Source organism: Streptomyces sp. NPDC126510 (assembly GCF_040302345.1).
In the GTDB taxonomy this organism is placed as follows: Bacteria; Actinomycetota; Actinomycetes; order Streptomycetales; family Streptomycetaceae; genus Streptomyces.
Map to the genome: position 1 here is coordinate 43,300 of NZ_JBEORR010000025.1, position 25,500 is coordinate 68,799.

Here is a 25,500-nt window from a genome sequence, read left to right on the forward strand (position 1 = left end):
TCAGTCCATGAGTCCGGCGGCCACCGTCGCGCCCAGCTCCCAGCACCGCTCGAGGTCGCCCTTGTCCGGCTCGCCGGTCACGGTCACGGCCTCGGCGGTGCGGCGCCAGCCGAGGCCCGTCGTGACCGACTCGATGCCGCGTACCGCGCCGGTGACGTCGTTGCCGCCGTGCACCCAGTAACCGAAGGGGTGGCCGCGGGTGGCGTCCAGGCACGGGTAGTAGACCTGGTCGAAGAAGTGCTTGAGCGCTCCGGACATGTAGCCGAGGTTCGCGGGAGTGCCGAGGAGGAAGCCGTCGGCGGCGAGGACGTCGGAGGCGGTGGCGGACAGCGCGGGCACGCGGACGACCCGGACGTTCTCGATCTCGGGGTCCGTCGCCCCGGAGACGACGGCTTCGAACATCGCCTGGCAGTGCGGCGAGGGCGTGTGATGGACGATTAGCAAGGTGGCCACGGCACCTGACCTTGCCGTCCGGGCGCCCGCCACGCAAGCCCGGGCCCCTGCGCCGCGCGCGGTGCAGGGGCCCGGGGGGTCGCTGTCGCTCAGCGGTTTCCGCGACGGCGGATCAGCAGGCAGGCCACGAGCACGGCACCGGCGCCCGCCAGCAGGGCGGCACGGTGGTCGCGCACCTGCTGCGGGGCCTTGTCCTGCCAGACCTGCTCGGCCTGTGCGGCCTTCTCCTTGGCGCCCTGAGCGGCGGCGACGCCCTTCTGCTTGACCGGCTCGGGCAGCTTCTCCTCCACGGTGTGGGCGACGTGCGCGGCCTTGGCCCTGGCCTGCCCGCTCCACTCCTGTGCCTTGGCCCCGGCCTGTTCCCTGACCGCGACGGCCTTCTCGCGGGCGCGGGTCTTGACGTCGGCCCGGTCCGCCAGGGCCTGGACGGTGTCGCCCAGTTCGTGGCGGGTGTGCTCGACCTGCTCGCGCAGCTCCTCCTGGCTGCGGGCGGTCGGCTCGTCGTGCGGAGGCTGGGTCATCGCTGTGCACTCTCCTTGATCTCGGCCACGTCGGCCTTCACGCTGTCGATGGTCTGCTGCGGAGCGGGCGGGGTGGCGCTGCGCACCTGTTTGCGGCCGGCCAGCGCCGTCACGCCCGTGGCGACTGCCAGTACGCCTGTGACGATCAGCGCCGCCGCCCACACCGGCAGTGGGACGGCAAGGGCGGCGATCACCGTGGCGACGAGGGCCTGGAGGGTGACGAAGCCGAGTACGCCGGCTCCGCCGAACAGGCCGCCGCCCTTGCCGTAGCGTTTGCCCTTCTCCGTCATCTCGGCCTGGGCGAGACGCATTTCGCCGCGCACCAGGTCGGTCAGCTGCTCGGTGGCCCGTTGCACCAGCTCGCCCACCGGCTCCTCCCCGGCCGCCGGCGCGCTCCCTGTGCGGGGAGCGGCGGGGGCCGTGCGGTGCGTGTCCGCCATGACGATCACCTCCCGATCCGTAGTTCCTGGCCGAGTACCAGCGAGGACGGAAAAAACACCTGGTCGGACAACTCGTGATGACGAGGAGTGAGCGGCGCGAGATCTGGTACCCGTCCGTCGCTCACACACGAGAGAGGGAGGTTTCGCCTTGTCGCAGGTAGAGGAATCCATCGAGGTCCGCGTGCCGGTGCACACCGCGTACAACCAGTGGACGCAGTTCGAGTCCTTCCCCGAGTTCATGGACGGCGTCGAGCGCATCGAGCAGCGCACCGACACCCTCACGCATTGGGTGACGAAGGTCGGCGGACAGGCGCGGGAGTTCGACGCGGAGATCACCGAGCAGGTCCCGGACGAGCGCGTCGCCTGGACCACCGTGGGCGGCGAGGCGCGGCAGGCCGGTGTGGTGACGTTCCACCGCATCCAGGACGACACGACCAAGGTCATGCTGCAGATGGACTTCGACCCCAGTGGCGTGGCCGAGAACGTCGGCGACAAGCTGGGCTTCGTGAAGCGGCAGGTCTCCGGTGATCTGAAGCGGTTCAAGCAGTTCATGGAGGCTCGCGGGACGGAGACCGGCGCCTGGCGCGGCGAGGTCTGACCCGCAGAGGAGGAGGCCGCCACCACAGCCCGTGGTGGCGGCCTCTTCTCGTGTTCCGCCCTATGACGCCACCGGGGCGGCGATCCCGCTCTGGAAGAAGTGCCGGGCCTGGCGGCTCAGGTCGTTGAGACGCAGGGCCAGCTGCGCCGCGCCGTCGTAGAGGGCGTGGACGGCCCGGAGCCGCTCGAGACGGGGGGCCAGGGCCGACAGGGCGATGGCCAGCGCGACGCCGGCCCAGGCCACGGGCCCGAGCGGGGTGCAGCCGAAGAAGTGGCTGACGCCGGGGGTCTGGACGAGGACGGCGAGGACGGCGGCGGAGCCGAGGGCCGTGACCCACACCAGCGTGCTGTGACGCCGCCCGGAGAGGGTCTGCACGAGCTGGGCGCCGACCACACCGCACAGGGCCATGGTGGTGGAGCGGCGTTCGGTGCCGGGGGTGAGGCGGCCGATGAGGTACGCCGCGACCGCGCCGAAGCAGGTGGTGATGCCGCGGCGTCGGATGGAGCGCAGCAGGGGCACGCCGAGGACGTCGAGGCCCATCGGGCCGGTCGCCGCGTGCTCCGCGGTCGAGGGGTCACTGCTCGGGGTGACGGCCACGGCCATGGCCGGGAACATGTCGGTGAGCAGGTTGACCAGCAGCAGCTGACGGGTCGACAGGGGCGAGGCGCCGGCGAGCAGGGTGCCGAGGACGCTGAAGCCGACCTCTCCAGCGTTGCCGCCGATGAGGATGCTCACCGCGTCGGCGACGCTGCGCCACAGGGCACGGCCCTCGGCGACCGCGTCCACGAGGACGGACAGGTCGCCGGTGGTGAGCACGAGGTCGGCGGCGTTGCGGGCGGCCGCCGAGCCGCGCGACTCGACGCCGACGCCGACGTCGGCCGCGCGGATGGCGGCGGCGTCGTTGGCACCGTCACCGGCCATCGCCACGACCCGCCCGGCCTGTTGCAGGGCCTCCACGACGTGCAGCTTCTGCTCGGGTGCGACCCGGGCGATGACGCCCGCGCCGCGCAGGACCCGGACGCGTTCCCGGCGTTCCATGGCGACGAGTTCGTCGCCGGTCACCGCCTCCGTCTCCTCCGGCCAGCCCAGTTGCAGGGCGATGGCGCGCGCGGTCTCCGGGTGGTCGCCGGTGAGCATGACGGGCAGGATGCCGGAGCGGCGGAGCTCCGCGAGCAGGGCGTGCGAGGTGTCGCGCGGGACGTCGGCGAGGGCGACGAAACCGCTGAACTCCAGGTCCGCGAGCGGCGCGTCGAGTTCGGCCTCGGCGTCGTCGGCCCGGCAGGCGCGGCGGGCGACGGCGAGGACGCGCAGTCCTTGCCCGGCGAGCGTGTGGGCGGTGTCCGAGGCGTGGCCGGGCAGGTCCCGGCAGGCGGGCAGGATCGTCTCGGGGGCGCCCTTGACGACGAGGAGTTCACCCATGTCCGGGTCGCCGTCGCGACCGACGGCGGCGGCGTAGCCCCGGCGGGTTTCGAAGGGCAGCTCGCCGGTGGGGGCCCAGCCCTCGTCGGGCGGGGCGACGTCGAGGACCGCCTCGTCGGTGGCGTGCGCGACGCGGCGGCCCTGACCCGTCTCCTCCGGGGGGCAGGCCCGCGCGGCCAGCCGCACGATCGGGTCGGCCTGCTCGTCGTCCGTGGCGAGGACGGTGCCGTCGGCGGTGGCGACGCGGACGAGGCGCAGCGTGTTCTCGGTGAGGGTGCCGGTCTTGTCGAAGCAGACGGTGTCGACCCGGCCGAGCGCCTCCAGGGTGCGCGGGGTGCGGACCAGGACACCTCGGCGGGAGAGCCGGCGGGCCGCCGCCATCTGCGCGACGGTGGCGACGAGCGGAAGGCCTTCGGGGACGGCGGCGACGGCGACGGCGACACCGCCGCTGACGGCGCGCCGGACGGGGCTGCCGCGCAGCAGGGACAGTCCGGTCACGGCGGCGCCGCCGGTGAAGGTCACCGGCAGGGCCTTACGGGTCAGTTCCTGGAGCCGGGCTTGGACGCCGGCGGGCGGCGGGGTGCGGGCGGCGAGGGTGACGGCCCGGCCCGCCTCGGTCTGGTCACCGGTGTCCACGACGAGGGCGGTGGCCCGTCCGGCCACGACGGTGGTGCCCTCAAAGACCATGCAGGTGCGCTGCGCCACGGGGAGCCCGGGCGTGGCGTCGACACCCTTGGTCACCGGCAGGGACTCGCCGGTGAGCGCCGACTCGTCGACCTCCAGGCCGTCGACGTCCAGCAGCCGGGCGTCGGCGGGTACGACGTCGCCGGCACCGAGGCTGATCTCGTCGCCGGGCCGCAGCCTGGCGGCGTCGACGGTGACCGTGCGTTTGCGGCTGTCCTGTTTGCGGGCCTTGGGCTGCTGCCGGGCGGCGAGCCGGGCCAGGGCCTGTTCGGCGCGCAGCCGCTGGAGTCCGCCGGTCACGGCGTTGAGGTCCATGGCGCCGACGACGAGCAGCGCGTCGACGACCGAACCGAGCAGCGCCGAGGCGACGGCGCCCGTGGCGAGGACCGGGGTCAGCGGGTCGTCGAGTTCGCGGCGTACGGCACCGGCCGCCTGCCACGTCCAGCGGGCGGGGGCGAGTGCCGGGTGCCGGGTCACACGTACGGCCTGCTGCCGTGAGCGGTCCGCGGCGAGGGCCAGTCCGCGGGGCTCGGCGTCGCGGTCGGCGCGCCCCAGCCGGTCCCGGGCCTCGTGGGGCTCCAGGGCGTGCCAGGGGATGTGCAGCCGGGGTGGGGGTGGGGTGGCCCGGGCGACCCGGACGGCTTCGAGCCAGCCGGTGATCAGGGCGCCCGCGGCGGCGATGTTGACGGGGGCGTGCCGGGTGAGGGGCCACAGGAGGTGACGGCCCGGGGGCTGCCCGCCGCGGGCGACCAGGAGCCCGGACAGGGCCGCGCCGGCGCGGGCCAGGGTCTGCGACCGGCGTCCGACGCGCCGGGCCGCGGGGATCGCCGTGAGCAGCCTCCAGACATCGGCGAGACCTTTCGGGGCCAGCACGTCGACGCCCCAGGTGACGGCTGCCCGTCCATCGGTGAGGGCGATGGCCACGTCACCGGCGGGCAGCCCGGCGGCGAGGTGCCCGCCGCCGGACTCGTGCAGACGGGCGACGGTCACGACCACGCGTCCCTCGGCCTGCAGGGCCCGTACGACGTCCCCGAACGGCTTGGCGGTCGGGGCGACCTCGTCGGCGAGCCGGGTGATGTCCTTCAGGTCGGAGCCGCCCGCGATCACGACGTGCAGTCCGGCCCGGCGGGCGGCGTCCAGGACGGCCTCGGCGAAGGGGTGGACCGGGTCGTCGGGCAGACCGTCGTCGGCGCCGTCCTGCCGCAGGCTGCGCAGGGCGTCGGCGTGCAGGACGAGGGCGTCGGCGATCTCCAGCTGCCGCAGGCGCTCTCCGTTGCGCAGCAGGATCCCGGCGTGGGCGAGGAAGCTGCCGAGGGTCGCGCCGAAGGCGGCCGGTCCGTAGCGGGCCGCCTTGGGGGATCCGGCGAGGACCGCTTCGGCCGCGTCCCTGGCGCTGTGGGTGACGAGGAGGGTGGCGGCGGCGCCGGCGAGGCTGCCGGTGCTGGCGTGGGAGGCGTACTCGGCGGCCGGGGTCACTTTGAGCGGCGGCCGGATGTCCGCGGGGCAGGACACGCTGGTGCGCCGGTGGTGGCAGACGTCGTCGTGCAGTGCCTCGAAGGCCGCGGCCCTGGCCACCGTCTCCGTGAGCTGGTTGCCGCGCAGGACGCCGTCGAGCACGAGGGCCAGCGGGGTCTGGCCGATGCCGTGGGCGGCGGCGTTGGCGGCGGCGAGCAGGAGTTCCATGCCGGACGCGCCGAACCGCTGCCGGAGCAGGGCCCGGAAGCGGGGGTTCTCGCGCAGCAGCGTGACGGTGGCGGTGATGACGCGTGAGGTGGGAGGCAGTCGCAGGGACCGGCCGGCCAGGGCACCGGCCGCTCCGGCGGCGTCCAGCAGGATCGCCGCCGCGATGACGCGTACCTCGGCGGGGTCGCCGGGGTGGCTGGTGTCCCGGAGGGTGGGGTCGGCGCCCTCTTCGAGACCGAGGCGGGTGGCGAGCGCGGTCGCCCGCTCGGTGACGCGGTCGGTGGCGACGTCCTCGGCCACGGTGACCACCAGGCGGCCCAGTCCCCCGTCCCAGTACGCCGTGAGGACGTCCGGGTGCTCCACGAGTTCCTCGGCGACTCGGTGGGCGAGCGCTCCGGGATCGCCGTCGGAGTGCCGCAGTGCGAGGTGGAGGCGCTGCCCGGCCGTCCAGTGCTGTCCGCCGGTCAGGGCGTTGCGCGCGACGTTGCGGACGCGGCGGGTGGTGTCGTAGACGGACGTCACCGACCGGGCGGTGCCGCGGGCGGCGCCTGCGGCCGCACCGGCCACGACCCCGACGAGTGGGGTGACGTCGAAGCGTGTGAGCATCTGCTGCTGTCCCGACTCAGCCGGTGGGGCGGCTGTCGTGTGTGTGTCCGTGGGGGTGTTCGTCGCCGTGGTGTGCGGTGGCCTCGGCGACCTGCTTCAGAGCGGAGGCGGTGGCGGTGTCGCCGACCTTGGCGGGCTGTTCGTGGACGTGCTGTTCCGGCTGGTCGTGCCGGTAGTGGGAGGAGGCGAGCCTGCCGCCGGGGCCGTACCCGGAGGTGTCCTCGTCGTCCTCGTAGGCCCGGGCGGAGCCGCTGCTTCCCGTTCCTGTTCCGCCGTTCGGTGACGCGCCGTCGGGCCGCTGTTCGGGCCGCGGCCGGGTCAGCCAGGCGACGGCGGCTCCGGTCACCGCCACCGGCCACTCCACCACTCCGGCCACGCCGAGCACCCCGGCGCCGGCGTAGACGGCCATCCGGCGGCCGCGTGGCGAGACGGCGCCGATCATGTCCAGCGCGCCCGTGGCCGCCTTGCCCACCTGCTCCGCGCCCGGCAGATGCCGCAGGCCCGAGGCGACGGCCCGCAACGGCTGCGGAAGATCCGACGAACGTGATGTCTCCTGGTTCATGTCGACCTCCACAAGCGCGTTGCCGGCGGCGTGATTCGACTTCCCACCCCTTTGCCCCATATTCCGCCTTTGGTCGAGTATGCGCTTGTCTTGTTCGGCCGGGTGCCGGGATCCTCCGGGGCGGTCGGCCGGGTGAAGGCGCGTGGAAGCCGTCCGTGTCGGGCCGGGAGCGCCGGGTACTCAAAGCAGGCACACAGGCCGTCTCGGGTCCGGACACCGCACGGGAGCGGAGTGTCCGGTTCGGCGAAGGAGTGGTCATGACGCAGAACGGTGATGACGCGACGCTCGTCCGGCGACCGGGGATCCCCGACCTCCGGACGGCACCGGACGGTGCCGAGCCCGCGCCACCACAAGATCCGCAAGCCGACCAGCCGCTGCAGGAACTCCCCCAGGACCGGAATCAAGCGCTCCTGGAGGCGGCCAAACAGGTCGGCGCCCTGCTGAAGCGCAAGGGGCACCTGTTCGCACTGGCCGGGAGCGTGGCCGCGTACGCCCACGGCGGCGAGAAGAACCTGCAGCACGACGTCGATTTCGCGATCCGCCCCGAGGACGCCGAAGCGGTGGCGGCCACGCTCCACGAGGCCGGGCTGACGGTGTACACCCCGCCGGAGGACTGGCTGATCAAGGCCACGTGCTTCGGCCAGCCGGTCGACCTCATCTTCGAGCTGGCACACCGGCCGGTCGGCGCGGACATGCTGGAGCGGGCGCAGGAGCTGTCGGTCGACTCCGTGCGCATGCCCGTGCTGGCCCCGACCGATCTGCTGTGGAGCCTGACCGCCGCGTTCTCGGAGCACCACTGCGACTTCGGGGCGGCCCTGCCCATCGCACGCGCCCTGCGGGAGAAGGTCGACTGGGAGAAGGTACGGCGCGAGTGCGGGGACGAACCCATGCCGGCGGCCTTCTTCTTCCTCCTGGAACGCCTGAACGTCATCTGAAGGAGCACCCATGAGCACCCACGGTTCCCACGACCCGGGCGGCGGGCCGCCGGCCGAGAACCTGGACTACCGGATCGCCCACCTCCAGGACCGCCTCGCCTCCGGCGAGCTCGGCGAACTGGGCGTACGGGTCGAGGCCCGCGGCCGGACGGTCCTGCTCACCGGCACCGTGCCCTCGGCGCCCTGCCGCGACGAGATCGTGCGCACCGTCCACGAGGAGCTCGCCGGACTCCCCGTGCACAGCGACCTCGTGGTCACCGAGGCGTCCTCCCCCGACCACGCGGAGGAACTCTCATGATCCGCGTCGCAGCCGTCGGAGACATCCACATGGGGCCCGACAGCCAGGGCGTGCTCCGCCCCGCCTTCGAGACCCTGCACGAGTGCGCCGATCTCCTGCTGCTGGCCGGAGACCTGACCCGGCACGGCACGCCCGAGGAGATGCGGGTGGTGGCCCGGGAGGTTCAGGACCTGGCCGTTCCGGTCGTCGCCGTCCTCGGCAACCACGACCACCACGACGACCGCCCGGACGAGGTCACGGCCATCCTCCGGGACGCCGGCGCGCAGGTGCTGGAAGGGCAGAGCACGGTCGTGGAGAGCGGCGGGACGCGGATCGGCGTCGCCGGGACCAAGGGGTTCGGGGGCGGCTTCGTGGGCCGGTGTGCCGGGGAGTTCGGCGAGCCGGTGATGAAGGAGTTCGTCCAGCACTCACGCCGGTGCGCCGACGGTCTGCGGACCGCCCTGGAGCAACTGGCACGGGACGGCTGTGACGCGCGGATCGCCCTCACCCACTACTCCCCCGTCCCGGACACCCTGGCGGGCGAGCCGCTGGAGATCTACCCGTTCCTGGGGAGCTATCTGCTCGCCGAGGCGATCGACACCGCCGGCGCCGACCTCGCGGTGCACGGGCACGCGCACGCCGGCACCGAACACGGCATGACCAGCGGCGGCGTGCGGGTGCGCAACGTCGCCCAGCCGGTCATCGGGCGGGCCTTCCACGTTTACCACCTGCCGGCACGGGAGTCCGCCGCGGTCGGCGCCGCCGCCCAAGGCGACCGCCGCCTGAAATAACACCGGGAATCAGGCCGCGACGAGCTCCCGCTCGCGGTCCGGGGTCTTGACCTTGGGCTTCTTGTTCGGCAGCGAGAGCCGGAAGACCTTGCGCCACGCGGAGTACACCTGCTTGGGCAGCGGCCCGGTGACGTACTCCAGCTCGTACTTCTCGAACAGCGCGCGCACCTTCACCGCGACCTCGGCGTACCGGTTGCTCGGCAGGTCCGGGAACAGGTGGTGCTCGATCTGGTGCGACAGGTTGCCGGTCATGAAGTGCATGGCCCTGCTGCCGCTGATGTTGGCCGAGCCCATCATCTGGCGCAGGTACCACTCACCGCGCGTCTCACCCTTGATCGACCGGCGCTCGAAGACCTGCACGCCCTCGGGGAAGTGCCCGCACATGATCACCGAATGGGACCAGATGTTGCGGACCAGGTTCGCGGTGAACGTGGCGGCGAGCGTGGGGAGGAACGACGGGCCCGACAACAGCGGGTGGATCACGTAGTCCTTGAGCACCTGCCTGCGGATCTTGCGACCCACGGCCTTGGCCCGCGCGCGGAACTCCGGGTTCTTGCGGCGGCGCTTGTGCAGGTTCTTGCCGAGCTCCAGGTCGTAGGCCGCGATGCCGTACTCGAAGAAGCAGGCGTTGATGAAGTTCCACAGCGGCTGGCCGAGGTGGAACGGGTGCCACTTCTGGTCCTCGTCGACGCGCATGATGCCGTAACCGAGGTCGTTGTCCTTGCCGATCACGTTGGTGTACGTGTGGTGCAGCTCGTTGTGCGAGTGCTTCCACTGGTCGGCCGGCGACACGTGATCCCACTCCCAGGTGGTGGAGTGGATCTTCGGGTCCCGCATCCAGTCCCACTGGCCGTGCAGGATGTTGTGGCCGATCTCCATGTTGTCCATGATCTTCGCCACGGACAGACCGGCGGTGCCGAGCAGCCACGCGGGCGGGAACATCGAGAACAGCAGCACGCCCCTGCTGACCAGCTCGAGCTTGCGCTGCGCCGAGATGACCTTGCGGATGTAGGCGGCGTCCTGCTCGCCGCGGCCGGCGATCACCTCGTCGCGGATCGCGTCCAGCTCGCGGCCGAGCTCCTCGATCTGCTCCGCGGTCAGGTGGGCGGTGGGGTCGATGGCGGTCAAGGTGGTCCTACCGTTCGATGTCGCAGGGGCCCGCGGCGGCGGACACGCAGGTCTGGATGAGGACGCCCGGCTCGGCCTCGGTGATCTCGCCGGTGCGCAGGTCGCGGACGGCGCCCGCCTTGAGCGGCGTGATGCAGCCGAAGCAGATGCCCATGCGGCACCCGGAGGGCATGAGCACGCCGGCCTCCTCGCCGACGTCCAGCAACGGCGTGGCGCCGTCCGCGTCGACGGTCTTGCCGGTGGCGCTGAACGTGACCTCGCCGCCGTCGCCGGCGACGACGATGCTGGGGCGGAAGCGTTCGATGTGCAGGCGCTCCAGGACGCCGTGCTCGCTCCAGTGTTCTTCGGCGGCGTCGAGCAGGCCCGCGGGCCCGCAAGCCCAGGTCTCGCGCTCGGCCCAGTCGGGCACGAGTTCGTCGAGACGGGCGATGTCGAGCATGCCGTCCGTGTCGGTGTGCACCTCGGTGAGCCGCAGCTTCTTCTCCGCCACCAAGTCGTGCAGTTCGTTGCGGAAGATCACGTCTTGCGGCTGTGGCGCGCAGTGGACCATGACCACGTCGTCGAACTCGATGTCGCGCAGCATGCCCATCACGGGCGTGATGCCGCTGCCGGCCGTCAGGTAGAGCACCTTGGCGGGCTCGGCCTGCGGCAGCACGAAGTCCCCGGTCGCCTGGTCGAGCTGGATCAGCGTGCCCGGTTTCGCCCTGCGGACCAGGTGGTTGCTGACCTTGCCGTCCGGGATCGCCTTCACCGTGATCGTGACGCGGCCGTCCTGGCGGTTCGTCGGCGAGGTGATGGAGTAGGCACGCCACAGGCGCACCCCGTCGACGTCGACCCCGATCCGTACGTATTGACCGGCTGTGTGGCCGCGCCAGCCCCGTCCCGGCCTGATCACGATGGTCGCCGCGTCACCCGTCTCGGGGTGCACGGCCTCGATGCGCCCACGCAGATCAGCGCCCGCACGCAGCGGGCTGACCAGGTCGAGGTAGTCCGACGGCAGCAGCGGCGTCGTGACCATCTCCAGCAGTTTCCAAGCCCTGCTGCGGAGGGCTGCACTCGTCATGGCTCCAGCTTGCTGCGCCGTAGGCGTAAAGTCCTGACCGCAGGACGTAAATCTGGTCGGCTGAATTGTTCGCAGGGAACAAAAAATGAGCCATGCAATCCGCAGAGCCAGCGAGCTGGCTCTGGATGAGACGACGGTCACCGCACTTCGGGCCGCGCTGAAGACCACCGCCGACGAGGTCGTCCAGGCGATCATCGACGAGGTCCCTCCCTACGCCAACGCCCTCGCGGGCCACATGGGCGGCACCATCCGCCGAGCCGTACGCACCGCCCTGGGGCACTACCTGGACCTCGCGAGCGGGAACGCCACAGGCGGCGACGCCGGTGACGCGGCCTACGAGCTGGGCCGGGGCGAGGTGCGCGACGGCCGTTCGATGGACGCCCTCCTGAGCGCCTACCGCGTCGGCGCCCGCGTGGCCTGGCGATGCCTGGCGGCCGGTGCCGTACCCGCGGGTCTGCCCGCCGCCGAGGTCGCCAAGTTCGCCGAGCTCACCTTCGCCTACATCGACGAGCTCTCCGCCGCGAGCGCCGCGGGCCACGCCGACGAACTGGCCGCCCAGGGCAGGGCCCACGAGCGCCACCTGGAGCACCTGGCCCGCGACCTCCTCGCCGGCGCGAGCCCGGACGTACTGCTGGCCTCCGCTCAACGGGCAGGGTGGCAGCCCCCGGTTTCGCTGACCGCGGTCCTGCTGCCCGCCTCCCAGGCCCGGCCCGCCTACCGCGCGCTCGACCCGAGCACCCTCGTCCTCGACGATCTGCCGGACGCCACCGGTGTGCTGCTCGTCCCCGACGCCGACCGATCACATCTCTTGAGGCAGGTGACCGACCGCACCGCCGTGGTCGGCCCGGCTCGGCCGTGGACCCGTGCGTCCGCCTCGTACGCACGAGCCCTGCGCGCCCGCTCCCTCTCCTCCGATATTCGCGACACCGAGGACCACCTGCCCGAGCTGGTGCTGAGCGCCGACACGGACGCGCTCGCAGACCTGCGTGCCCGAGCCCTTGCACCGTTGCGGACCTTGCCTGACGCGACCGCACGACGCCTGGAGGAGACGTTGCGGGCGTGGCTGCTGCACCAGGGGAGGCGGGAAGAGGTGGCGGCGGCGTTGTTCGTCCATCCCCAGACAGTCCGGTACCGGATGTCGCAGCTGCGGGAGCTCTTTCCGGATCTCGCATCGCCGCACCGGGTCCTTGAACTTACGCTGGCGGTCGCTCTTCGGGGCAGCTGACGCGTACTTCGACCGCCCACGACCGCCCCTCTCGACGCCTCTCACCCTCACCACAGTCGGGTGCCCGGGGCGCCCTTGAACGGTCGGCCGGCGCACTTCACCCTTACGTCACGGTCGTCCTCCCGTATGACGGGCGGCCGCGGGTAGTCCCCAACCGACTCGGGCGTCCGCGGGGCGAAACGCGGCACGGGCTCTTCCATCGGGTCCAGATACACCTCGTCCTCATAGTCCGCCCCAGCAGTCACGCGGTCGACTACGAGTGGATACCCATCCATAGGGGAAGGGCGGGCGCACCGGCATGCCTTGGAGCGCCACAGGGGTGTGGTGCCCGACCAGAGCCGGCGTTCCTCACATCCCACTTGCCCTGGAGTGCGCTCCACGTCATAGCGTCGAGGACGCGACGGTGCACGAAGCCGTCACAGCGCCCGCTCCTCCTGGGATGCCGGGCGGTGGCATTCATGTCTGGATGGACGGGAGACTTCGTGCCGCCCGAAGGACGATCAAGCGTGCAGGGAAGGCTGGGACACGACATGCAGAAGCGCAGTCTGCGGGAATTGCAGGTATCGGCCATCGGCCTGGGGTGCATGGGCATGTCCGCCTTCTACGGAACCGCCGACGAGGAGGAGGGCGTCGCGACGATCCGGCACGCCCTCGACCTCGGGGTGAACTTCCTCGACACCGCGCAGATGTACGGACCGCTCACCAACGAGTCCCTCGTGGGCAAGGCGATCCGGGGGCGCCGCGACGAATACGTGATCGCGACGAAGTTCAACTACCGGATGGACGACGCTGTACCGGGCGACATCAGCACGGTCGGCCCGCAGGACGGATCGGCCGAACACGTCCGCAGCTCTGTCCACGGCTCCCTGAAGCGTCTGGGAACCGACCACATCGACCTGTATTACCAGCATCGGGTCGACTCGAACGTGCCGATCGAGGAAACGGTCGGCGCGCTGGGCGAACTGGTCGCCGCGGGCAAGGTGCGCTGCATCGGGCTGAGCGAGGCGAGCGCCCAGACCCTCCGGCGTGCGCACGCCGTACACCCGGTCACGGCCGTGCAGAGCGAGTACTCGCTGTGGTCGCGGGACGTGGAGGCCGAGGTGCTGCCCGCCTGCAGGGAGCTGGGCATCGGCTTCGTACCGTACTCGCCCCTCGGTCGCGGCTTCCTCGCCGGGCGGTTCACTTCGCCGGACGACCTGGACGCCGACGACTGGCGCCGCCAGAACCCGCGCTTCCAGGACGCCAATCTGGAGGCGAACCTGCGGCTGGCGGCGAAGGTGAAGGAGATCGCCGCCGAGAAGGACGTCACGCCGGCTCAGCTGGCCATCGCTTGGGTGCTGGCCCAGGGCGAGGACCTGGTGCCGATCCCGGGCACCAAGCGCCGCGCCTACCTGAAGCAGAACGCCGCCGCCGCCGTCATCGAACTGACGAAGGACGACCTGGCCCGGATCGACGCGGAGTTGCCCGAGGCCGCGGGTGAGCGGTACGACGAGGCAGGCATGCGGTCCGTCAACCGATAGGCGGGGCGCACGCCCCACGGGGGTCCGGACTCGTCGAGTGACCGTGACCCCCGGTCGAGGCGCCCACTGCCTTCGACCGCTTCGAGTACCTCTGGCCGCCGTACCCGGCAGGGGCTACTCACCCGCTGGCTGGGCCCACCTCTCCGGCGCGTACTCCGGCCTGGATCGGGATCTCGCGTCCAGGTGGTTCGGCAGCACCGTCCGGTCATGGACATGCTGTTAGGCTTCGCCCACTCGCGTGGGGGGCGCGGCCGGGGGGCCGGGGGACATGCCAGGGCGTTGCCGTCGTCCCACCATGCCTTCTTCTTGCCTTCCAGGAGGAACGGTGGCCCGACTCGGCCGACGCAGTCACAGACCGGCGCTTGGTTCACGTCCAGCACAGCCCGGCCGGGGGGCGGTACGCACGGCGGCCGTCCTGGCGACGGCGCTGACGCTCAGCCTCCCGCCGGCCGCCCTGCCGCACTCGGCGGCAGCCGCACCACAGCCGGCGCCGGCGGCCGGTGAGTTCGTGCTGCCCGCCGCTCCACGTGCCGTTCCCCGGGCCACGCAGATCCTCAACGCGGGGACCAGCGGCTTCCTCTGGGCCCAGGAGGGCGACGACCGGCTCCTGTGGACGGAGTACGACACCGCCACCACGACCACGCTGGAGCAGCGGCTGGACGTCCCGGTGCGGTACGACATCGACAGCGGCTACTTCCGTGAGGCCGCGTCCTTCCAGCCGGGCTACTACGGGGACGGTTCCGACACGGTCGCCCTCTACTCGGAGGAGGACGCGCGGGTCACCCTGCTCCGGGGCGCGGGCACCTCGGGCGGCGCCGCCGTGGTGCCGGTGCCGCAGGGCCACACCTACCGCGGCACCTTCGGCGACACCGTTCTCACCAGTACCAGCGGCGTCGACGGCAACCCGAACACCTACCAGCTGTCACGTGTGCGGGACGGGGGCGACGTCGTACGGACGCCCGTGCAGGGCCTGCCGGCCGGGGCGTCCGACGTGGTGGTCGAGGACGGCGACGCGCGGTCCGTCATCGTCCGCTACGACCTCGCCGACGGCGAGGGGACCCAGCGGCACTGGGGCGTCATCGAGCTCTCCCTCGGTGTGTTCGGCCATCTGCCCGACCGGGTCGAGGGCGGGGACGCCTGGGAGGTGAGCGGCTTCCGGCTGGGCACCCACTCGATCCTGCGGCTGCGTGCCGGGCGCGGCAAGGCGGACCTGTACGACCGGGACAAGCCGTCCACCGCGCCCCGTACCTTCGACACGGACTCCCTGACCTACCAGGCCGCGTACGGGATCGTCGGCGACAAGCTCCTCGGCCTCGAACCGGTGGCGCCCGGCGACAACAAGTACCGGGGCCAGCCGCTGTGGGCCCTCTCCTCCCGTGCCACGGACACCGACATGACCAAGGTCATGGACCCGGCCGCGCACGGACTCGTCCAGGCACCGGACGGCTCGGTCCTGGTGGCGGGCGCCGCGCAGAACGTCGAGCAGGGTGACCTCGACTGGGGCGTGTACCGGGTCTACCGGGCCGGCGACGGAACGGTCATGCGCAAGCGTCTGACCACCGTGCAGCCGATGCCGGCGCAGGTCTACGGGCTCTCGCTCGGCAGCGGCATCCTCACCACGGCCGGCAACAGCACGCTGTACGAACCCGGCACGATCATCGGCGCCTACCGCAGCACCCGGTTCACGACGAGCGGCACCCCGAGCATCGCCGAGGAAACCGTGGACGGGCTGGTCGGCGGACGGGAAGGCGACTGCGACGCCGGTGGCACCCACTGCCTGCCGATGTTCGCCGACGGCACCGGCCGCCACGGCCGCCGCAACGCCACCGAGTCCGGTCTGACCATGCTGCGCGCCAACGGCGCCAAGGACTGGGGCCCGACCCTCGACACGGGCGACTCCACCCCGCAGCTCAAGGGACTCTCCGGGCGGTACGCGGTCATCGACGGCGCCTCCTCCGGCACGCAGTACATCGGGGAGTTCGCCGACGGTGCCGCCGGCAAGGTGCTGCAGAAGCGGGACCGGGTCGCCGCCGCGGTCTGGGGCGGCACGCTGTGGAGCGGCGCGGCCACGGGAGGGAAGGTCACGGCCACGCGGCTCCCGTCGGGCACGGCCGTGGAATCCTTCACCACCCGCAACGGCTGCACTCCGTCCGACCTCCAGGCCGTAGGCCGCTGGGTGTACTGGACCTGTGTGGACTACTGGGGTGACGTGCAGGGCTCGGGCGTCTACGACCGTACGGCCAAGCGGACCGCCACCGCTCCGGCGGGCAGGGTCCTCCTCGGCGACGGTTATCTCGTAGAGCGCGTCGGCGGCTCCCAGTCGGGCAGCGGGCTGAAGCTCATCGACCTGCACAACGGGCTTCCGTCGAGCGGCGATCACACGGAACTGCCCAGCCGCAAGCTGGCCGACTGGACCGACATCGGCCAGGACCAGCTCAGGGCCGGCTTGAACTGGACGGTGGACCGTTTCGGCGGCGGCATCGCCTATGCCGACCGCGAGCAGCGCGTCCACCTCGTACCGGCCGGCGTTCCCACGTCCGTGCTGTCGGCCGTCGACTCCACGGTCACGTCCGGGGCCGCGAGCTGGTCCGGCAGCTGGTGGCTGTCGAAGCCCGCCGCCGCCTGGAAGGTGACCGTCCGCAACAAGGCGTCCGGCGCCACCGTGCGGACGCTGTCCGGCTCCGAGGCCCGCGGTCTGCTGAAGGCCGCCTGGGACGGCAAGGACGCCACGGGCCGACCGGTCACCAACGGCACCTACACCTGGACGCTCACCGCCCAGCCCGCCGACGGTCAGGGCACCGCCCTCAGCCTCTCGGGCAGCGTCGCGGTGACGGCCGGGGCCGCTGCGCCCCGCGACCACGCGGGCAAGGACGGCGTCGGCGACATCCTCACGCTCAACGCCTCGGGCGCCCTCACCATCCAGCGCGGTACCGGGTCGGGCACGCTGTCCGGCAAGGTCTCCGGCGCCGGCTGGCCCACCACCTCGCGGTTCGTGCCGCTCGGCGACCTCAGCGGCGATCGCTGCAACGACGTCCTGGTCCGGCCGAGCAGCGGCGCCCTGCGCGCCTACCGCCCGGCGTGCGGAGCGGCGGTGACACCCTCGACGCCGTACACCACGCTCTCCGCCTCCGGCTGGACCCAGTACGACGTGCTGACCGCGCCCGGTGACGTGAGCGGTGACGGCCGCCCGGACCTGATCGCCCGCAACGCCTCGACCGGCACGGTCTACCTGTACGAGGGCACCGGTACGGGCATGTTGTCGGCGCGCGTGAAGCTGTACGACGACTGGAAGTCGTACAAGAAGGTCGTCGGGGCCGGTGACCTCGACGGCGACGGCATCGGCGACCTGCTCGCCCAGGACAAGTCGAACAACCTGTACCGGTACCCGGGCACCGGCAGAGGCACGTTCAAGGCCCGCGTGAAGGTGTTCTCGAACTGGGGCGCTTCCTACGACGCGGTCGTCGCGGTCGGCGACATCACCGGCGACGGCAGGACGGACCTCCTCTCGCGCGACACCGGCGGCAACCTGTACCGCAACAGCGGTGACGGCAAGGGGTCGTTCAGCGGCCGCACGAAGATCGCAACGAGCTGGCAGGGGTACAAGGCCGTCATGTAGGGGACGGCGTCGGTCTCCTGGCGACCGCTGCCGGGCCCGGGCGGCCCGGGCCCGGCAGTCACGCGAAGAGCCCGGGCCCCGTCGTTTCCGCCGCTGACAAGGCATCGCAGGCTCTGGTTCGAGCAGCAGGACGGCGGCTCACCTCCGCTCGCGCGGAGAGGACCAGGTTGCGCGCCACCTCGGACACATGGGCCGGCTCCCCTCCACCGACGCGAGCGCCAGGCCCCGGAGCGGCTCCGCCAGAAGGCGGAGGGCCCACGCCGTGGCCTGCCCACACGCGGAATACGGGTCCGGGATCGGTCAAGGCTCATGTGGTGATCCCCGTCCCTCGCTCGGGCCTGGGGCTGCGACACCGCGAATCTGCCTCGACCCGCTTGTCGCCCTCTCACGCCGCGCGCGTTACACCGGCGCGGCGTCTTTCTGTCGACCGCCGCCACGCGCACCGAGCCGCGGGTGTACCGCCTGTGGTGTGAACCCCCCGCACGTCGTGCCCGTTTAAGGCATTTTGTCTGCTTAGCATGCGAGCTCCGCGCTCCGCACGCCGACGATGTCCCCATACATCCGCACGGGAGCGCAACCGCCCCGTACGAGAGGACACCAGATGGCGCTGACGGGCCGTCGCAGAGCACCGTCCGAGCATGCCTTCTCCCCGCACGACGATGTGCTGCGCACCGCCGCGCCGCACGTCGCCCGCCGCCGGTTCCTGACGGTCACCGCGGCGGCGACGATGCTCGCCTTCGCCACCAACCGGCCGGCCCGCGGCGCCACCGCCGCTCCCGAACTCGCCGCCACCCGGGTGTCCGACGACCCGTTCACCCTGGGTGTGGCCTCCGGCGACCCACTGCCCGACTCGGTCCTGATCTGGACCCGGCTGGCCCCCGAGCCGTTCGCCGAGGACGGCGGCCTGGGCCAGCAGCGGGTCGCCGTCGACTGGGAAGTGGCCCTGGACGAGTGGTTCGCCATCGTCGCGCAGCAGGGCACCGCCACGGCCCATCCGGAGTACGCCCACAGTGTGCACGTCGACGTCAAGGGCCTGATGCCGGACAGCCACTACTACTACCGGTTCAGGGTGGGCGACTGGATCAGCCCCACCGGCCGGACCCGTACGGCGCCGGCCCCGGGCACGGACACCACGCGCATGCGGCTGGCCGCCGTGGCCTGCCAGGCCTACCAGGACGGCTACTACACGGCCTTCCGGCATCTGGCGCAGGAGGATGTCGACGTGGTGTTCCACCTCGGCGACTACCTGTACGAGTACCCGGTGGACTCCGCCGGTGGGGCCCGTCGCTACACCGACCGCAAACTGCCGGACGTGTTCAACCGCGAGACGACCACCCTGGCGGACTACCGACTGCGCTACGCGCTCTACAAGAGCGACCCGGACCTGCTCGCCGCGCACGCCCGGCACCCGTTTCTCGTCACCTGGGACGACCACGAGACGGAGAACAACTACGCGGGCGCCGTCAGCGAGAACGGCAGCAGCCAGGAGCAGTTCCTGGTGCGGCGCGCCGCCGCCTACCGGGCCTACTGGGAGAACCAGCCGCTGCGTGCCGAGCAGCTGCCGCAGGGCCCCGATGCCCGGTTGTACCGCCGGCTGGCCTGGGGTTCCCTCGCCCAGTTCGACATCCTCGACACCCGCCAGTACCGCTCCGACCAGGCCTACGCCGACCGGCCCCACGCGCCGGGCAGCGAGTCGGACGATCCGGCGCGCACGCTCACGGGCGCCGCCCAGGAGCGGTGGCTCCTGGACGGCTGGCGCGACTCCGGCGCGCTGTGGAACGTGATGCCCCAGCAGGTGTGCTTCTCCCAGCGCAAGTTCGACCTGACGGAGCCGGCCCGGGTCTCCATGGACGCCTGGGACGGCTACCGGGCCTCCCGTGACCGGGTCATGGCGGGCGCGAAAGCCGCCGGCGTCGACAACTGGATGGTCCTCACGGGCGATGTCCACGTCGGCTACGCCTTCGACGTCAAGGACGACTTCGACGACCCGCAGTCGAGGACGCTGGGCACGGAGTTCGCCTGCACCTCCATCGCCAGCGGCGGGAACGGAACCAGCAAGCCGGACAACTGGGACACGTTCATGAAGGCGAACCCGCACATGAAGTACTACGACGGCCGGCGCGGCTACGTCCGGGTCGAGCTGGGCCGTGAGAACGCCCGGGCCGACTTCCGGACCGTCTCGGCCGTCAACACGCCCGGGGGCACCGTCTCGACGACCGCGTCCTTCGTCACGGAGGTGGGTTCGCCCGGCCTGAAGTCCGCGTGACACGCCGGGTGTCCGCAGTACCGCACAGGGCGCCCTCCCGAGCGCCACAGCGCGAAACGGGGCGGCCCGACAGCACTCCGGGCCGCTCCGGCAAGGCATACCGCCTCGCCGGCGGGTTCACCGCGATCGAAGGAGACACATCGAAATGGCATACAGACATGCCGTGACCGGCCGCCGGGCGGCCCTGACCGCACTCGGCGCGCTCCTCGCCACCGGGTTCCCCTACGCCGTGGCGGCCGAACCCGCGCCCCCCGCGGGTCCGTTGCCCTCGACCGCCCAGACCCTCGGCGCCGACCGGCCGTCGGCTGCGCTGCTGCGCGCCCTGGAGCGTGACCTCGGGCTGACCCGGGCCCAGGCCTCCCGGCGGCTGATCAACGAGGCGGAGGCGGGTGCCCGGGCGGGGCTGCTGCGCAATGCGCTGGGGAGCCGTTTCGCGGGGGCCTGGCTGCGCGGCGCGACTTCGCAGGAGCTCGTGGTGGCCACCACCAAGGCCGCGGACGTGCCCGCCATCAAGGCCCAGGGGGCCACAGCGGCCGTCGTGAAGAAGCCGCTGCGCGACCTGGTGGCCGCGAAGCGGAAGCTGGACCGGGCGGCGGCCCGCGTCGGCACCGGCGACACACCCCTGTGGTATGTCGACGTCCCCGCGAACCGGGTCACCGTGGAGGCCCGGACCAAGGCCGCGGCCGCCGCGTTCATCAAGGCGGCGGGCCTCGACGGCAAGAGCGTCGGTGTCAAGGTGACGGCGAGCCGGCCACGCCTCCTGGCGGACATCACCGGCGGCGACGCCTACTACATCAACGACGCCGCCCGGTGCTCGATCGGCTTCTCCGTCACGAAGGGCGCACAGCAGGGCTTCGCCTCGGCGGGCCACTGCGGCAAGAAGGGCGACACGACGACCGGCTTCGACAGGACGGCGCAGGGCACGTTCCAGGCCTCCACGTTCCCGGGCAAGGACATGTCGTGGGTCGCCGTCAACGACCAGTGGAGCACGACCGCGAACGTGAGGGCCGAGGGCGACCAGAAGGTGCAGATCACCGGCTCGGTCCAGGCGCTCGTCGGGGCCGCCGTCTGCCGCTCCGGCTCCACCACCGGCTGGCACTGCGGCAGCATCCAGCAGCACGACACCAGCGTCAGCTACGCCCAGGGCAGGGTGGACGGGCTGACCCGGACGACGGTGTGCGCCGAGCCGGGCGACTCCGGCGGTCCCTTCGTCGCGGGCGTCCAGGCACAGGGCGTGACCTCCGGCGGTACGGGTGACTGCGGTAGCGGGGGCACCACGTTCTACCAGCCGATCAATGCGCTGCTCAGCGACTTCGGCCTCACCCTGAAGACCGCCGCCGTCCAATCGGCGCCTCCGCAGGGCAGCGTCACGCAGGCGTGGGCAGCGAACCGTGTCTACGAAGCCGGTGCCACCGTGCTGCACGCCGGTGTGCGCTACCGGTGCCTGCAGACCCACCAGGCCCAGGGCGCCTGGGCGCCCACCCGCACGCCTGCCCTGTGGCAGCGGGTGTGACGAGGGGTCAGGACTGTCCGGCGCCGGAGCGGCTCGTACCGCCCGCGCCGGGCGGGGCCCGCTACTCCTCTGCCAGCACCGCGTACGCGGCGGCCAGGAACGGGTCGTGGCCACGGAAACGGCGGGTGCACACCGCGGCCAGGGCGGTGCCGGTGTCGGCGCGAAATCCCAGGAACGCCTGGTGGCCGAGGGTCGCACCGCTGTGGAAGTACATCGGCCCGCCGTCCGTCGGGTGACAGAACCAGGCGATGGTGTGGACGTGCCGGTGCCCGATGCCCCTGCGCAGCACGGGGCGGCGTACCGCCCGCAGGGCGGGGGCGAGGTGCGGTGCCACGCAGGCCGGGTCCAGATGGGCCTCGAGGAAGGTGAGCAGGTCGTGCGGCGTGGCCCGTACGGCACCCGCTGCCCGGAAGCCCCCCGCGTCGAAGGCGGGCACGGGTGACACGCCGTCCCTTCCGTGCCCGGGCGCGTCGAGACCGGAGTCGTCCGCGCACAGGGTCGTGCCGTCCAGACCGAGAGGACGCAGGATCTGGTCGGTGAGCAGGTCCTCCCAGGGGGTGCCGGTCGCCGCGGCCAGCGCGTGTCCGAGTACGGCGACGCCGAAGTTGGAGTAGCGCCAGCGGGTGCCGGGGCGGTGGCGCGGCCGGTGGCGCAGGAAGGCGTCGACGACCCGGGACCGCGGGAAACGGGCGTACGGGTTGGTGGTCCAGGCGGGCAGGCCCCGGAGGAAGAACCCGGCCGGCAGGGCGGGCAGTCCGGAGGTGTGGGTGATCAGGTGGGCCAGCGTCACCGGGTTCACGCCTGCCGGCCGCCCCTCGGCCAGGAGGGCGGCGGCCGGTTCACCACCGGTCAGCCGGCCGCTGTCGATCAGCCGGGCCAGCAGCAACCCGGTGAACGTCTTCGTCGCCGAGCCGATCTCGTAGCGCAGGTCCTCGCGGGCGAGCGCCGGGGACGGGGCGGTGCCGCCGCTCACGACGCTGCGCTGTCCGTACCGGGAGAGGGCGAACACCACGTGCGGGGCGTCGGATGCGGTGACGGCGTCGGCGAGCCGCTCGAGGACCGGGCCGTCGTCGGGAGGGGATTCCGGCGGCGGCACGCGGGTTGCGGGCCTCGCGGTCGTGAGTGCGGCGCGCACGTGCCGGGACTCGTCCGACGGCACGTCATGCGGGGCATGGGGCCGGCCCGCCGGCGTGCCGCGCGAGGCCTCCGGGCCTTGGACGGCGGGCACATGGCGTACGGCCGGCGATTCGTCCGCGGAGGGGGCGTCGCCGGGCGGTCCGCCCGGCCAGGGTGCGTTCCGAGGGGAGCTCATGACGCGGGTGCCAGCAGGGACAAGGACCGGGATGTGGCCAGTACGGAGGCGTAGGCGGCGACCAGGGTGGGGTGATAGACGATGTCGAACACCTCGTCCGGCGTGCCTTGGGGCATCGTCCGCAGTGCGGGCATGGCGCCGTCGGGCTGCTGTGCCGCGGCGAAGCCCTCCCAGCCCCGTTCGTCCAGGGTCGGACGGGGCAGGCAGGCGTCGACCACCAGCAGTTCGCCGAGCAGGTCCCAGCGTTCCAGGTCCAGCCAGTCGTCGATCCAGACCGGCAGCCAGGTCGCGAGGTAGTCGGCGGTGGCGGGCGGCAGACCCTCCGGCCTCTCCCCCCAGTCGGTCAGGTGGAACACGTTGTGCGTGACGTCGTAGGCGATGTGCCCCTCCACCGTCCAGGGCTCGGGGGTGCGGGCCAGCCAGGTCGTGCCCCTCACTTCCGCCTCCGGCGGCCGGGGCGGGAGGCCGAACCGGCGCTGGAACGCGGACAGGCCGAGCCGCCGGGTGGGGGTCGCCTCGAAAGCCGCCCAGCTGTCGATCCGGTGGTTCAGGACGGCTGCCCGCTCCACCTCCGGCTGGCTGTAACCGAGTTCCTTGAAGGGCAGGTAGACCTCGAAGGGGATGGGGGAGATGGGCTCCGTGAGCTGACCGCGCACCAGCATGCGGCCGCCGTCCAGTGTCTCGCGCCAGGCGTGGTCGAGGAGTTGCCGGGCCAGCTGCGCCTGGCGAGAGCCCGCGACACCCTCGCGGAACAGCACCTTGCAGATCATGGCCAGCTCGCCGATGGGTTTGAAGCGCTCCAGGAACCCGATCTCGGGGTCGACCTCGGGTTCCAGCTCGAATCCGTCCCGGTGGGCCCACAGCCATTCCAGGGCGCCCACTCCGACGTTGTGGATCAGGCGGGTGTCGGTCATCCCAGCACTCCTTGTCCGCCGGGCGGATGGTGTGCGGCTGCCCGGGTTCCGTCGTCGAGCCGCCCGGTGGTCAGGGTCGCCGCGAAGGCTGCCATGAGGGTGGGGTGGTAGTGGGAGAGGAAGTCGGGGCTGCCGTCGTGGTCCGCACCGCTCCCCTGCTCCGGGACCGCGCCGAGGGGGTGCTGTACCGCCGCGATGCGCGCCCAGGCGTCGTGCAGGACGGCGGGTTCGGGCGGCAGGGGCAGGCTCGCCGCCACGGCCAGCAGCTCGCAGCCGAGGTCCCACATCCCGGCGTCCAGACAGGTGTCGAGCCAGGGCGGGAGCCAGTCGGCCAGGTAGCCGGCGAGGTCGGGTGGGATCCCCGCGGGTCCGGCGCGTCCCCAGTCGGTGAGGTGGAAGACCACGTGGGTGAGGGAGTAGCCGGAGGACTGCTCGAAGGTCCAGGGCTCGGGCAGCCCGGCCGGCCAGGTACGCCGGAGCGCCTGCGGCATCGCGTCGGACTGCCGGACGCCGGTGCGGGCCTCGGCGTTCAGGACGCCGAGCCGCCGGGTGGGCTCCTGCTCGGTGAGCTGCCAGCCGCGGGTGCGGGCCACGGTGGCGGCGGCCGCCTCGTAGCCCCGGTGCCGCAGGCCCGCCGCGGCCATCGCGGCGTACACCTCCAGGGGATACGTGGCGAAGGGCTCCAGCCGCTGCAGGCGCAGGAAGAGCTCGCCCCGGCCGGTCTCCTGCCATGCGAAGGCCATCAGGTCGGCCGCGCACGCGTGGAGCGGATCCGGGGGCGCGGTGTGCCGGCACACGGTCGCGCACACCTGGGCCAGTTCCCCGAGCGGCTTCCAGCTGCGGTTCACCTGTCCGTCGGCGGCCAGTGCGTCCTCGCCCAGCGAGAACTGCGCGCGATGCGCCGACACCCACCCCAGCGCGTCCTCGGCCACCTGTCGTGTCCCCCGTGCGTCCCTCACACGAACGCTCCCGTCCTCGTCAGCCGTGCCGCACCCACCTGCAGAGCCACGAGCGGGTCCTGACCGCCCATCAGCTCCACGAAGTCCAGCCCGTTGTCGAGTCCCAGCGTCTGTGGTACGCCCTCCAGCAGGGTCAGCCAGCGTCCGGCGCCGGCCGCCTGTCGCCAGTCCCTGCGGCGTACCGCGCGCACGAAGCCCCGGGCGACGTCGACCGGACGCCGCTGTGCCGCACGGGCCACCGCGCAGTCCTCTCCCGGCACGGCGAGGGCGGCCAGCACCGCGAGCTGGTGAGTGAGCAGTTGCCAGGTCGCGCCCTCGAGCCAGGCGGCGTCGGGCTCCTGGTGTGGGGCGTCGGCGTAGCCCGGGTCGAGCCGCCGCAGCGTGTGCCGCATGGCCCGGTGGCTCCACCGGACGGTGGGTGCGGCGTCGGGTCCGGGCGGGTAGGCCTCCACGGCCTTGCGGAATACGGCGAGTTCGTCGGGCGGGGGCGGGGTGTGCAGAAGGGTGCTCGGCAGCAACGCGTCGGCTCCCAGCACACGTACGGCCGCGAGGGCGAGGTCCTGCGCTTCCGTGTGGGCCCGCTCGGGGGCGGCCGCACGTGTGTGGTCTCCGCTCCGGAGAGCGGAGACCACGGCGGAAGCGAGGTCCTGCACCGCGCCCTGCAAGAGGGACGAAGTGCCTGACTGCTCCATCTTCTACTCCTGACGGTCCACTAGCCCTTCTTGGGGCGCGGGGTGGGCGGCGACAGGAGCAGGCCGAAACCGCCCTTGAACAGCGCAAGTGCGGCGCACTCGCGGCTGTCGCGGTAGATGCCGTCGGCTTCTGCCGGGTCGAGCGCGGCCTCGATGTCGGCACTCTGGATGCCCGTCAGGTCCCTGGTGACCTTCTCCGTGGCAGTCATTGCACCATCTCCTTTACTGAAGTTGGTTGCTTGCCTCTCTAGTGCACCTGATGGGGACAAATCATGCCAACCGACGCAGAAGTTTATTTGTGTCACTTCTTCAACATCTCGCGC

At 72.3% G+C, this 25,500-nt stretch carries 21 protein-coding genes; 9 read left to right on the plus strand and 12 right to left on the minus strand.

Annotated features, from left to right (window positions below; all coding sequences use genetic code 11):
• The 3 genes from ABTX60_RS30310 to ABTX60_RS30320 form a co-directional block, all read right to left on the minus strand.
• Positions 1-453 carry a flavodoxin family protein gene (locus ABTX60_RS30310; protein WP_352100197.1) on the minus strand — a complete coding sequence of 151 codons (453 nt, stop codon included), beginning with the start codon at positions 451-453 and terminating at the stop codon, positions 1-3.
• 89 nt (positions 454-542) lie between these two features.
• Entirely contained in the window at positions 543-974 is a 432-nt protein-coding gene (locus tag ABTX60_RS30315) for a DUF3618 domain-containing protein (protein ID WP_352100198.1), read from the minus strand.
• Positions 971-1,414, minus strand: coding sequence for a phage holin family protein (locus ABTX60_RS30320; RefSeq protein WP_502992428.1), 444 nt, complete (start codon positions 1,412-1,414; stop codon positions 971-973). The genes ABTX60_RS30315 and ABTX60_RS30320 overlap by 4 nt, the downstream gene beginning before the upstream one ends.
• Before the next feature lie 148 nt (positions 1,415-1,562).
• On the opposite strand from ABTX60_RS30320, the gene ABTX60_RS30325 reads away from it, so the two are divergent.
• On the plus strand, positions 1,563-2,012 hold the full coding sequence (locus ABTX60_RS30325; RefSeq protein ID WP_053669470.1) for an SRPBCC family protein: 450 nt from the start codon (positions 1,563-1,565) through the stop codon (positions 2,010-2,012).
• A 60-nt stretch (positions 2,013-2,072) separates the two neighbouring features.
• Here the strand turns inward: ABTX60_RS30325 and ABTX60_RS30330 are convergent, their stop codons facing one another.
• Together ABTX60_RS30330 and ABTX60_RS30335 are read right to left on the minus strand one after the other, a co-directional pair.
• Positions 2,073-6,404: a cation-translocating P-type ATPase gene (locus ABTX60_RS30330; RefSeq protein ID WP_352100199.1), complete on the minus strand. Its 4,332-nt coding sequence runs from the start codon at positions 6,402-6,404 to the stop codon at positions 2,073-2,075.
• 16 nt (positions 6,405-6,420) lie between these two features.
• Positions 6,421-6,966: a hypothetical protein gene (locus ABTX60_RS30335; RefSeq protein ID WP_352100200.1), complete on the minus strand. Its 546-nt coding sequence runs from the start codon at positions 6,964-6,966 to the stop codon at positions 6,421-6,423.
• A 257-nt stretch (positions 6,967-7,223) separates the two neighbouring features.
• Between ABTX60_RS30335 and ABTX60_RS30340 the strand changes: the two genes are divergently transcribed.
• The 3 genes from ABTX60_RS30340 to ABTX60_RS30350 are packed head-to-tail and all read left to right on the plus strand — an operon-like array spanning position 7,224 to position 8,969.
• Positions 7,224-7,901: a nucleotidyltransferase family protein gene (locus tag ABTX60_RS30340; protein WP_352100201.1), complete on the plus strand. Its 678-nt coding sequence runs from the start codon at positions 7,224-7,226 to the stop codon at positions 7,899-7,901.
• Between the two features lie 10 nt (positions 7,902-7,911).
• On the plus strand, positions 7,912-8,199 hold the full coding sequence (locus tag ABTX60_RS30345) for a BON domain-containing protein (protein WP_352100202.1): 288 nt from the start codon (positions 7,912-7,914) through the stop codon (positions 8,197-8,199).
• Positions 8,196-8,969 carry a metallophosphoesterase family protein gene (locus ABTX60_RS30350; protein ID WP_352100203.1) on the plus strand — a complete coding sequence of 258 codons (774 nt, stop codon included), beginning with the start codon at positions 8,196-8,198 and terminating at the stop codon, positions 8,967-8,969. Before ABTX60_RS30345 ends, ABTX60_RS30350 begins: the two co-directional genes overlap by 4 nt.
• A 9-nt stretch (positions 8,970-8,978) precedes the next feature.
• Here the strand turns inward: ABTX60_RS30350 and ABTX60_RS30355 are convergent, their stop codons facing one another.
• Positions 8,979-10,097, minus strand: a complete 1,119-nt coding sequence (locus tag ABTX60_RS30355; protein WP_352100204.1) for a fatty acid desaturase family protein — start codon at positions 10,095-10,097, stop codon at positions 8,979-8,981.
• 7 nt (positions 10,098-10,104) lie between these two features.
• Positions 10,105-11,160: a ferredoxin reductase gene (locus ABTX60_RS30360; protein WP_352100205.1), complete on the minus strand. Its 1,056-nt coding sequence runs from the start codon at positions 11,158-11,160 to the stop codon at positions 10,105-10,107.
• Between the two features lie 85 nt (positions 11,161-11,245).
• On the opposite strand from ABTX60_RS30360, the gene ABTX60_RS30365 reads away from it, so the two are divergent.
• The 5 genes from ABTX60_RS30365 to ABTX60_RS30385 all read left to right on the plus strand — a co-directional run bounded on the left by ABTX60_RS30365 (position 11,246) and on the right by ABTX60_RS30385 (position 21,300).
• Positions 11,246-12,385: a PucR family transcriptional regulator gene (locus tag ABTX60_RS30365; protein WP_352100206.1), complete on the plus strand. Its 1,140-nt coding sequence runs from the start codon at positions 11,246-11,248 to the stop codon at positions 12,383-12,385.
• 530 nt (positions 12,386-12,915) lie between these two features.
• Positions 12,916-13,905, plus strand: a complete 990-nt coding sequence (locus tag ABTX60_RS30370) for an aldo/keto reductase (protein ID WP_352100207.1) — start codon at positions 12,916-12,918, stop codon at positions 13,903-13,905.
• 325 nt (positions 13,906-14,230) lie between these two features.
• Positions 14,231-17,521: an FG-GAP-like repeat-containing protein gene (locus ABTX60_RS30375; RefSeq protein ID WP_352100208.1), complete on the plus strand. Its 3,291-nt coding sequence runs from the start codon at positions 14,231-14,233 to the stop codon at positions 17,519-17,521.
• Positions 17,522-18,122: 601 nt separating this feature from the next.
• Positions 18,123-19,787 (plus strand): alkaline phosphatase D family protein, encoded by a 1,665-nt coding sequence (locus tag ABTX60_RS30380; protein ID WP_352100209.1) that lies wholly within the window; start codon positions 18,123-18,125, stop codon positions 19,785-19,787.
• A gap of 145 nt (positions 19,788-19,932) precedes the next feature.
• Positions 19,933-21,300: an alpha-lytic protease prodomain-containing protein gene (locus tag ABTX60_RS30385; RefSeq protein WP_352100210.1), complete on the plus strand. Its 1,368-nt coding sequence runs from the start codon at positions 19,933-19,935 to the stop codon at positions 21,298-21,300.
• Positions 21,301-21,361: 61 nt separating this feature from the next.
• On the opposite strand, the gene ABTX60_RS30390 is transcribed toward ABTX60_RS30385, so the two are convergent.
• Genes ABTX60_RS30390 through ABTX60_RS30410 form a run of 5 tightly spaced genes read right to left on the minus strand, consistent with a single transcriptional unit; the run spans position 21,362 to position 25,386 of the window.
• The gene (locus tag ABTX60_RS30390) at positions 21,362-22,612 is read right to left on the minus strand and encodes a serine hydrolase domain-containing protein (protein ID WP_352100211.1); all 1,251 of its coding nucleotides are present in this window, start codon (positions 22,610-22,612) and stop codon (positions 21,362-21,364) included.
• Positions 22,609-23,526 carry a DUF6895 family protein gene (locus ABTX60_RS30395; RefSeq protein WP_352100212.1) on the minus strand — a complete coding sequence of 306 codons (918 nt, stop codon included), beginning with the start codon at positions 23,524-23,526 and terminating at the stop codon, positions 22,609-22,611. Before ABTX60_RS30395 ends, ABTX60_RS30390 begins: the two co-directional genes overlap by 4 nt.
• Complete coding sequence (locus ABTX60_RS30400) at positions 23,523-24,485, minus strand: DUF6895 family protein (RefSeq protein WP_352100213.1); 963 nt, start codon at positions 24,483-24,485, stop codon at positions 23,523-23,525. Before ABTX60_RS30400 ends, ABTX60_RS30395 begins: the two co-directional genes overlap by 4 nt.
• A complete protein-coding gene (locus ABTX60_RS30405; protein ID WP_352100214.1) occupies positions 24,482-25,177 on the minus strand; it encodes a hypothetical protein in 696 nt (231 codons plus the stop codon). Before ABTX60_RS30405 ends, ABTX60_RS30400 begins: the two co-directional genes overlap by 4 nt.
• A gap of 20 nt (positions 25,178-25,197) precedes the next feature.
• Positions 25,198-25,386 (minus strand): hypothetical protein, encoded by a 189-nt coding sequence (locus ABTX60_RS30410; protein ID WP_352100215.1) that lies wholly within the window; start codon positions 25,384-25,386, stop codon positions 25,198-25,200.
• Between the last annotated feature and the right edge of the window lie 114 nt (positions 25,387-25,500).

Bases quoted from the DNA above. Each gene is read 5' to 3' on its own strand.
- ABTX60_RS30315 (WP_352100198.1), bottom strand. From the start codon at position 974: ATGACCCAGCCTCCGCACGACGAGCCGACCGCCCGCAGCCAGGAGGAG.
- ABTX60_RS30320 (WP_502992428.1), bottom strand. From the start codon at position 1,414: ATGGCGGACACGCACCGCACGGCCCCCGCCGCTCCCCGCACAGGGAGC.
- ABTX60_RS30330 (WP_352100199.1), bottom strand. From the start codon at position 6,404: ATGCTCACACGCTTCGACGTCACCCCACTCGTCGGGGTCGTGGCCGGT.
- ABTX60_RS30335 (WP_352100200.1), bottom strand. From the start codon at position 6,966: ATGAACCAGGAGACATCACGTTCGTCGGATCTTCCGCAGCCGTTGCGG.
- ABTX60_RS30340 (WP_352100201.1), top strand. From the start codon at position 7,224: ATGACGCAGAACGGTGATGACGCGACGCTCGTCCGGCGACCGGGGATC.
- ABTX60_RS30345 (WP_352100202.1), top strand. From the start codon at position 7,912: ATGAGCACCCACGGTTCCCACGACCCGGGCGGCGGGCCGCCGGCCGAG.
- ABTX60_RS30350 (WP_352100203.1), top strand. From the start codon at position 8,196: ATGATCCGCGTCGCAGCCGTCGGAGACATCCACATGGGGCCCGACAGC.
- ABTX60_RS30360 (WP_352100205.1), bottom strand. From the start codon at position 11,160: ATGACGAGTGCAGCCCTCCGCAGCAGGGCTTGGAAACTGCTGGAGATG.
- ABTX60_RS30365 (WP_352100206.1), top strand. From the start codon at position 11,246: ATGAGCCATGCAATCCGCAGAGCCAGCGAGCTGGCTCTGGATGAGACG.
- ABTX60_RS30370 (WP_352100207.1), top strand. From the start codon at position 12,916: ATGCAGAAGCGCAGTCTGCGGGAATTGCAGGTATCGGCCATCGGCCTG.
- ABTX60_RS30380 (WP_352100209.1), top strand. From the start codon at position 18,123: ATGGCGCTGACGGGCCGTCGCAGAGCACCGTCCGAGCATGCCTTCTCC.
- ABTX60_RS30385 (WP_352100210.1), top strand. From the start codon at position 19,933: ATGGCATACAGACATGCCGTGACCGGCCGCCGGGCGGCCCTGACCGCA.
- ABTX60_RS30390 (WP_352100211.1), bottom strand. From the start codon at position 22,612: ATGAGCTCCCCTCGGAACGCACCCTGGCCGGGCGGACCGCCCGGCGAC.
- ABTX60_RS30395 (WP_352100212.1), bottom strand. From the start codon at position 23,526: ATGACCGACACCCGCCTGATCCACAACGTCGGAGTGGGCGCCCTGGAA.
- ABTX60_RS30405 (WP_352100214.1), bottom strand. From the start codon at position 25,177: ATGGAGCAGTCAGGCACTTCGTCCCTCTTGCAGGGCGCGGTGCAGGAC.
- ABTX60_RS30410 (WP_352100215.1), bottom strand. From the start codon at position 25,386: ATGACTGCCACGGAGAAGGTCACCAGGGACCTGACGGGCATCCAGAGT.